Annotated in this window: 7 protein-coding genes; 3 read left to right on the top strand and 4 right to left on the bottom strand. The window is 73.3% G+C overall.

The annotated features are described in order from the left end of the window. Positions 1–57: 57 nt before the first annotated feature. The 3 genes from STRAU_RS15700 to STRAU_RS15710 form a co-directional block, all read right to left on the bottom strand. Positions 58–627: a GNAT family N-acetyltransferase gene (locus tag STRAU_RS15700; protein WP_016641314.1), complete on the bottom strand. Its 570-nt coding sequence runs from the start codon at positions 625–627 to the stop codon at positions 58–60. A gap of 63 nt (positions 628–690) precedes the next feature. Further along, positions 691–2,007: a GAF domain-containing protein gene (locus tag STRAU_RS15705; protein WP_037659742.1), complete on the bottom strand. Its 1,317-nt coding sequence runs from the start codon at positions 2,005–2,007 to the stop codon at positions 691–693. Positions 2,008–2,349: 342 nt separating this feature from the next. Continuing rightward, complete coding sequence (locus tag STRAU_RS15710; protein WP_037659734.1) at positions 2,350–3,984, bottom strand: acyl-CoA dehydrogenase family protein; 1,635 nt, start codon at positions 3,982–3,984, stop codon at positions 2,350–2,352. A gap of 17 nt (positions 3,985–4,001) precedes the next feature. Here STRAU_RS15710 and STRAU_RS15715 point away from each other — a divergent pair, with 17 nt between their 5' ends. After that, on the top strand, positions 4,002–5,141 hold the full coding sequence (locus tag STRAU_RS15715) for a YihY/virulence factor BrkB family protein (protein WP_016641318.1): 1,140 nt from the start codon (positions 4,002–4,004) through the stop codon (positions 5,139–5,141). 117 nt (positions 5,142–5,258) lie between these two features. Here the strand turns inward: STRAU_RS15715 and STRAU_RS15720 are convergent, their stop codons facing one another. Beyond that, a complete protein-coding gene (locus tag STRAU_RS15720; protein WP_106967934.1) occupies positions 5,259–6,167 on the bottom strand; it encodes an NmrA family NAD(P)-binding protein in 909 nt (302 codons plus the stop codon). Between the two features lie 80 nt (positions 6,168–6,247). On the opposite strand from STRAU_RS15720, the gene STRAU_RS15725 reads away from it, so the two are divergent. Further along, complete coding sequence (locus STRAU_RS15725; protein ID WP_016641320.1) at positions 6,248–7,204, top strand: AraC family transcriptional regulator; 957 nt, start codon at positions 6,248–6,250, stop codon at positions 7,202–7,204. A gap of 9 nt (positions 7,205–7,213) precedes the next feature. Beyond that, the coding region (locus STRAU_RS15730) for a DUF6597 domain-containing transcriptional factor (protein ID WP_037659740.1) at positions 7,214–7,720 on the top strand (507 nt) is incomplete at its 3' end.

The following is a 7,720-nucleotide window of genomic DNA, read 5'->3' on the forward strand; positions in this document are numbered from 1 at the left end:
CCCGTCCGGCGATTGAGGACGAGCGCGGAGCGCGATCGGGGGTGCGGAAGGCTGCGGTCAGCCGCGGTCGGAGCCGGGCCACGGGCCGGGGGTGGGCTGCTCCCGCTCCTGCGTGACCTTCGTGTCGAAGAGTTTGAAGCCGCGCCGCAGATAGTTGTCCATGGCGTGCTCCCCGTCGAGGCTGCACGTGTGCAGCCACACCCGCTTCGTCGGCGCCCGACCGGGCCACCGGTCCGCCAGATCCCACGCGCGGGCCGTGCCGTAAGAGAGGAGGTGGCCGCCGATGCGTCGGCCCCGGAACGCCGGGATGAGGCCGAAGTAGATGATCTCGACGACCCCGTCGTCCTGCGGGTCCAGCTCCACGTACCCCGCGGGCGTACCCCTGTCGTACGCGACCCAGGTCTCCACGCCCGGCCGGGACAGCTGCTCCTGCCACTGCTCGTAGGAGAGGGACAGCCGGTCCACCCACTTGATGTCGCCGCCGACGGCGGAGTAGAGGAACCGGCTGAACTCGGGCGAGGGCACCTCGGCCCGCACGATGCGAACGTCGCCCTCCGGCGTGGCGGCCGGCAGCAGATCGGCGGGCGAGGTCTGTTCCAGGGACCAGGTGGTGACAGTGATGCTCATGGGTGGACCGTACCGGCCCGGTGTATGACTCGTGTCAGTCGGTCCAGGGCCCCGGACCGGAGGTCAAGGCTCCGCCGCCGCCCGCGCCCGCAGCACCGCGGGCGCGAGGGAGTGCGGAAGCAGCCGGGACCGGTCGTCCGGCAGGACGAGATCGACGTCGGCGTCCTCCTGGAAGCGGTACGGGCGGTGGGCGAGCAGCCCGCCCAGATAGCGGCGGACGCGGGACAGCTCGGCACGGACGGTCACCGTGCGCGCCGGATCGCCGAACAGGTCCGCGGCGAGCCCCGCGGCGGTGCGCCCCGCCCGGTGCACCGCGAGCAGATACAGCAACTCGGCGTGCCGCGGCGAGAGTTCGTGCGTCCAGCACCCCGCGCTGCCGGTGACCGTGACCGTCCACCGGTGCGGACCGCCGACGTCCACCACGACCCGCGTCGCGACGCGGGCCGCCGCCCCGTCCCGCTCGTCCGCCCCGCCCCCGCCGCCGTCCGGGCGCAGCAGCCAGCCGCCGGCCAGCGGCGCCACCGTGCACATGCCGAGCGCGGGCACCCAGGCGCGCCCGTCGGCGAGGGACTTGGGCAGCGTGAGCCGGTCCACCGGCGGCATGCCGGTGACCGCCGCCGTCCAGCCGTGGGTGTCCACCGCGACGGCGCGCCCGCCGAGCCGGGCGAGCACCGGCGCCGCCACCGACCGCAGCCGGTCCAGGGCCGTCACATGCTCCTCGCGCAGCCGCGCCTCGGCGAGCTTGGCGACGGAGCCGACGAGGGCGAGCGTCGCCGGGTGCATGGTGTCCAGCGGCCCGCTGATGTCCACCACGCCGAGCAGCCGCCCGTCCCGCGGGTCGGTGATCGGCGCGCCCGTGCACGTCCAGTGGTGGTGGGTGCGCACGAAGTGCTCGGCGGAGAAGACCTGCACGGGGCGCCGGGCCACCAGCGGCGTACCGATGCCGTTGGTGCCGACGATGCTCTCGCGCCAGTCGGCCCCGATCTCGAAGCCGTGCCCGTCGGCCATCCTCAGGACCGACTTGTTGCCCTCGCGCCACAGCAGCCGCCCCTCGGCGTCCGCGACGACCATGATGTGCTGCGCGACGTCCGCGACCGAGAGCAGCCCCTCGCGCAGCACGGGAAGGATGTGCCGGAGCGGCGACGCCTGCCGCCGCCGCTCTATCTCGTCGGTGCTCAGCACGCCCGAGCGGAAGTCGTGCTCGGGGTCGACGCCGCTCGCCAGCATGCGGTCCCAGGACGCGCCGATCACCGGCCGGGGCCCGACCCGGGGGCGCTGTCCGGCGATCCGGGCGTCCCGCACCTCCCGCAGCAGCCGCGCGGCCTGCGCGGCGTTCACGGCCGTGAGCCGTTCCAGGTCGAACGTCGCGTGCGTGTTCATCACCGGTTCCTCCCGCTCCCCGAGCCCGCCGACAGAGGGGGACACGTCATCCATCGTGCCCTTCCGGGCGCGCGGAAGGACGTGCTTCACCCAGGTCGTGCAAGACCGGGCCACGACCAGCGTCCAAGGTTGCAACCCTCTGCAACTCTGGCGAACAGTCGTGCGGTGTTTGAAACTTGGCCGTGCGCCGCCCCGAGCGGCGTCCGTCCCGACGGGGCCTGAAGACCGGGGGTGGTGCCGTGTCGGCGCAGCACCACCCCCGTGACAGCGCCCGTCGGGCGTGAACCTCCCCGCAGGACCTGCGCGCGCCCGGCCGGACCACCCGGCCGGGCGCGTGTGCGTTCAGAGCCGGACGGCGGCCCGCTCCACCACGGCCCCCAGGTCCAGGGTGTGCGGCAGCGTGCCGAACGCCGTGCCCCAGTCCCCGCCGAGCCGCGAGGCGCAGAACGCGTCGGCCACCTCCGGCGGCGCGTGCCGCACGAGCAGCGAGCCCTGCAGGACCAGCGCCATCCGCTCCACCAGGCGCCGCGCCCGCGCCTCGACGCCGTCCAGGTCGGCGAGTTCGGTCAGCAGGCCCTTGATGGCGCCGTCCAGGCGGTGGTCGGCGCCGCGCGCCGCACCCACCTCCTCCAGGAAGGCGTTGAGCGCCCCCGGCTCGCGCTGCAACGCCCGCAGCACGTCAAGGGCCTGGACGTTGCCCGAGCCCTCCCAGATGGAGTTCAGCGGCGCCTCGCGAAGGAGCCGCGGCATCCCGGACTCCTCCACGTACCCGTTGCCGCCCAGGCACTCCAGCGCCTCGCCCACCAGCGGCGTACACCGCTTGGTCACCCAGTACTTCGCGGCCGGCACCGCCAGCCGCAGGAACGCCTGCTCCCGCTCGCCCCCGTCGTCGTACGCCGCCGCGAGCCGCAGCGCGAGCGTCGTCGCCGCCTCCGACTCCAGGGCCAGATCGGCCAGTACGTTGCGCATCAGCGGCTTGTCGACGAGCTTGCCGCCGAACGCCTCGCGGTACGTGGCGTGGTGCACGGCCTGCGCGACCGCCTGCCGCATCAGCGCCGCGGAGCCGATGACGCAGTCGAGCCGGGTCGCCGCCACCATCTCGATGATGGTGCGCACCCCGCGCCCCTCGTCCCCGACCCGGCGCGCCCACGTCCCGTCGAATTCGACTTCACTGGACGCGTTCGACTTGTTGCCGAGTTTTTCCTTCAGCCGCTGAATGGCAAAAACATTCCGCGAGCCGTCTTCCAAGACCCGGGGCACCAGAAAGCAGGTGAGTCCGGCCTCGGCCTGCGCGAGCACCAGAAAACCGTCGGACATCGGCGCGGAACAGAACCACTTGTGCCCGACGAGTTCATACGTCCCGTCCTCGGCGAGCGGCCGCGCCCGCGTCGTATTCGCGCGGACGTCGCTGCCGCCCTGCTTCTCCGTCATGCCCATTCCGAAGAGCACGCCCGCCTTTTCGGCGGCCGGCCGCAGGCCCTGGTCGTAGATCGTGGACGTGAGCCGCGGCTCCCACTCGGCGGCGAGCGCCGGGTCGGCGCGCAGCGCGGGCACCGCCGCGTGCGTCATCGACACCGGGCAGCCGTGCCCGCCCTCGGCCTGCGTCCACACCAGGAAGCCCGCCGCCCGCCGCACATGGCCGCCCGGCCGGTTCCACGCCGAGGTCAGGCCCGCGCCGACGGCCTTGCCGAGCAGCCGGTGCCAGGACGGATGGAAGGTGACCTCGTCGATCCGGTTCCCATAGCGGTCATGTGTGTGCAGAACGGGTGGATTCTCATTGGCGAGCGTCCCCCACTCCTGTGCCTGGACGGAGCCCGCGGTACGGCCGAGGCCGGAGAGTTCGGTGCGGGCGTCGTCCAGGAGCGCCGGGTCGAGGTGGCGTTCGACGGCCTCCACGAGGGCGCGGTCGCACGCGAAGACGTCATATCCCACCAGGGGCGGAGCCTGGTTGGTCACTGTGTGGGTGGTGGCTGCCATGCCGCTACGGTAAGGAGGTGCACCAGGCAAAAGAAACACCCGGGCGGCCACACGGCCGCTGGAAACGGGCCCGCGCTCTTTACCGCAACGTCTCCAAGCGCAGGACTGCCTGGCTGCTGCTGAAGGACACCGTCAACTCCTGCATCGAGTACCGCGTCCTCGGACTCGCGGCGGAAGCGGCGTTCTTCACGCTGCTGTCCGTGCCGCCCCTGCTCCTGAGTCTCATCGGGCTGCTCGCGTACGTCGACCGGTGGACCGGCGCCGACACCATCACCAGCGTCGAGAACAACATCCTGGAGGCGTCCCGCACGATCCTCTCCGACAAGGGTGTCCGCGAGATCGCGCAGCCGATCCTGGAAGACGTCATGAAGGTCGGGCGGCCCGACGTCATCTCGATAGGGTTCCTTTTCGCCCTCTGGTCCGGCTCGCGCGCCGTGAACGTCTTCATCGACACGATCACCGTCATGTACGGCCTCGACGGCGCCCGCGGCATCGTCAAGACGCGGCTGCTCGCCTTCGGCCTGTTCCTCGTCGCCCTCGTCATCGGCTCCGTCGCGCTGCCGCTGATGGTGGCGGGGCCGGACGCGGTGGTGAAGCTCGTGCCGGGCTCGGAGACGGTGGTGCAGATCCTGTACTGGCCCGTCGTCACGCTGCTGTCCGTCGTCTTCCTGACCACGCTGTACCACGTGTCAGTGCCGGTGCGGTCGCCCTGGGTGGAGGACATGCCCGGGGCGCTGATCGCTCTCGGCATGTGGGTGCTCGGCAGCTTCCTGCTGCGCATCTACCTCACCAGCACCGTCGAAGGCCCCACGATCTACGGCTCGTTGGCCGCGCCCGTCGCCGTGCTCCTGTGGATCGGCGTCTCCGCCTTCGCGGTGCTCGTCGGGGCCGCGGTCAACGCCGCCATAGACCGGGTGTGGCCGTCCCTCGCCACGGCTTCTGCCCGTGAGGCCAATGAGCGGGTGCGGGAGGCGAGGGCCGCCGAGTTCGTCGCCCGTGCCGCGGCCGCGCGTGCCGCGGAGGATCCCGACGACCCGGACATGCCCTCCGAGTTCCCCGAACGCTGGTCCCGCTTCCTGCCCCCCGACGACGTGTCGTCCCGCTTGCGGGCCCATCACAACCACGCGAAGCGGCAGGGGGAGGACGAATCGGCCTGAACGGCCTCGTCCTCAAACGCCGGACGGGCTATTTCCAGCCCCTCCGGCGTTTGAGGAGCGGGGGTCTGGGGGCAGAGCCCCGGGGCCAGGGGGCGGAGCCCCCTGGGGGGTTACGGGTTACCCCTTCCATGTGCCGGAGGCCACCGCTTCGCGGACGAAGTCCGTGAATTCCCGCGGCCCCCGGCCGAGTACGTCCCGCACGCCGTCGGAAACGCGCGCGTTACGGCCGTCCAGATTCGTCTCGAACAGCTCGATGAGGAATTCCACCTCCGCGTCGGGCACCCCGAATTCCGTCAGCGCAGCCCCGTATTCGCGGGCCGCCACCGGAACGTAGCCGAATTCCCGCCCGGCCGCGGCGGAAATCTCGGCCACCGCGTCCCGGAAGGACAGCAGCCGCCCCCCGCTCACCTCCAGAATCCGCCCGGCGTACCGCTCACCGCCGGCCAGCACGGCGAGCACCACATCCGCGATGTCCCGCGCGTCGATGAAGGGCTCAAGGACCTCCCCGCCGGGAAAGACGAGCTCGCCGCCCTCCCGCATCGCGTCCGCCAGCGGCCCCTCGCTGAAGTTCTGCGCGAACCAGCTCGCCCGCACCACCGTCCACCGCGCCGCCCCGGACTCCGCGAGCGCCGCCTCCGTCGGGTGCGCCTGGTCCTCGCCCCGCGCCGAAAGCAGCACCAGGTGGCGCACCCCGAGCTCCACGGCCTGCCGGGCGAAGGCGCCCACCGCGTCGGCGGCACCGGGCGCGCCGACGTCCGGCTGGTAGGCGAGGAACGCGGCGTCGGCGCCCCGCAGGGCGTCCGCCCACGTCGACGGGTCGTACCAGTCGAACCGCACCGCGCCGGACCGCGAGGCGGCCCGCACCTCGTGACCGGCCGCCCGCGCGGCCTGTGCGACCCGGCTCCCGACCCGCCCGGTCGCACCGGTCACCAATACCGTCAGCGCCTCCGAAGTGGCCGGAGCCGCCTGCGTGTTCTCCGTCGTGCGCCGCGTGCTCTGCGTCGTGTTCTGCGTGTTCTTCGTCATGCCCTCAGTCAACTGGCGCCCCAGCACAGGAGCCATCCGTGAAGGGCTCACGCCCATACGCGTGCGTCTACGCTGCGTCCATGGACGTACTCGCCGGCCTCCTGGAAGGCCCCCGCGCCCGCGGGGCCTTCATGATCCGCGCCTGCTTCGAGCCGCCCTGGTCGGTCCGCATCGCCGACGAGGCCCCCGTCTCGGTCATGATCGCCGTGCACGGCGACGCGTGGATCGTCCCGCAGGACCCGGACGGCACCCCGCGCGGCGACCACCCGCCCCGCCTGATCCGCCCCGGGGACGTGGCCATCGCCCGCGGCCCCGACCACTACGTGGTCGCGGGCGACCCGGCCACCGCGCCCTTCGCGGAGATCGGCCCCGGCCAGCGGTGCGCCCCGCTGAACGGCGCGCCCGCGGGCCACTACGCGGACCTCGGCCTGCGCGCGTGGGGCCAGCGGGACGGATCGGTACAGATGCTCATCGGGACGTACCAGATGCGCGGCGAGATCACCGGCCGGCTCCTCGACGCCCTGCCGCCGCTGCTCGTCCTGCCGACCGAGGTGTGGGACTGCCCGCTGACGCCGTTCCTCGCCGAGGAGATCAACAAGGACGAGCCGGGCCAGGAGGTCGTCCTCGACCGCCTCCTCGACCTGCTGCTCATCGCCGCCCTGCGGGCCTGGTTCTCCCGCCCGGAGGCGGCGGCCCCGGCCTGGTACCGGGCGATGGGCGACCCCGTCGTCGGCCCCGTCCTGCGGCTGCTCCAGGACGACCCGGCGCACCCGTGGACCGTCGCCTCGCTCGCCGCGAAGGCGGGCGTCTCCCGGGCGGCGCTCGCCCGGCGCTTCAGCGACCTCGTGGGCGAGCCCCCGATGACGTACCTGACCGGCTGGCGCCTGGCCCTGGCCGCCGACCTGCTGCGCGACAGCGACCAGACGATCGCCTCCATCGCCCGCAAGGTCGGCTACGGCAGCGCGTTCGCGCTGTCCAGCGCCTTCAAGCGGGAGTACGGGGTCAGCCCGCAGGAGCATCGCACGGGCGCGTCGTAGCCTGGCGGTATGCGCCGAGCCAGCTACGCCGAGCGCCCCTCCGCCGCGCTCCCCGGCGCCGTCGTCTGGACGAAGACCGCGGCGCCCGCGGCCCGGGGCGCCGCCGGAACCCCCGTCGTCTCCGCCGTGCTGCCCGACGGCTGCATGGACCTGCTGTGGACCGAGGGCAGGCTCTTCGTCGCGGGCCCGGACACGCACGCGTACCGGCCCGGAACCGGCGAGACCGGCGAATCAGGCCGCCACGTCGGCATCCGCTTCGCCCCCGGCACCGCCCCCGCCCTCCTCGGCGCCCCCGCCCACGAACTGCGCGACCAGCGCGTGGAGTTGACGGATCTGTGGCGCGCCGCCGAAGTGCGCCGCCTCACCGCGCGCGTGGACGCGGCCGACGACCCCATGGCCGCCCTGGAGGCCGTCGCGGGCGAGCGCGCCGCGGACCGGCCGCCGCCCGACCCGCTCCTGGCCGAGGTCGTGCGGTCCCTGAACGCAGGCCGCGGCGTCGCGGAGACCGCCGACGCC

This window comes from Streptomyces aurantiacus JA 4570, assembly GCF_000414115.1.
Taxonomy (GTDB): Bacteria; Actinomycetota; Actinomycetes; order Streptomycetales; family Streptomycetaceae; genus Streptomyces; species Streptomyces aurantiacus_A.

Coding starts and splice junctions, on each gene's coding strand:
- STRAU_RS15725 (WP_016641320.1), top strand. CDS start 6,248: ATGGACGTACTCGCCGGCCTCCTGGAAGGCCCCCGCGCCCGCGGGGCC.
- STRAU_RS15705 (WP_037659742.1), bottom strand. CDS start 2,007: ATGAACACGCACGCGACGTTCGACCTGGAACGGCTCACGGCCGTGAAC.
- STRAU_RS15720 (WP_106967934.1), bottom strand. CDS start 6,167: ATGACGAAGAACACGCAGAACACGACGCAGAGCACGCGGCGCACGACG.
- STRAU_RS15700 (WP_016641314.1), bottom strand. CDS start 627: ATGAGCATCACTGTCACCACCTGGTCCCTGGAACAGACCTCGCCCGCC.
- STRAU_RS15710 (WP_037659734.1), bottom strand. CDS start 3,984: ATGGCAGCCACCACCCACACAGTGACCAACCAGGCTCCGCCCCTGGTG.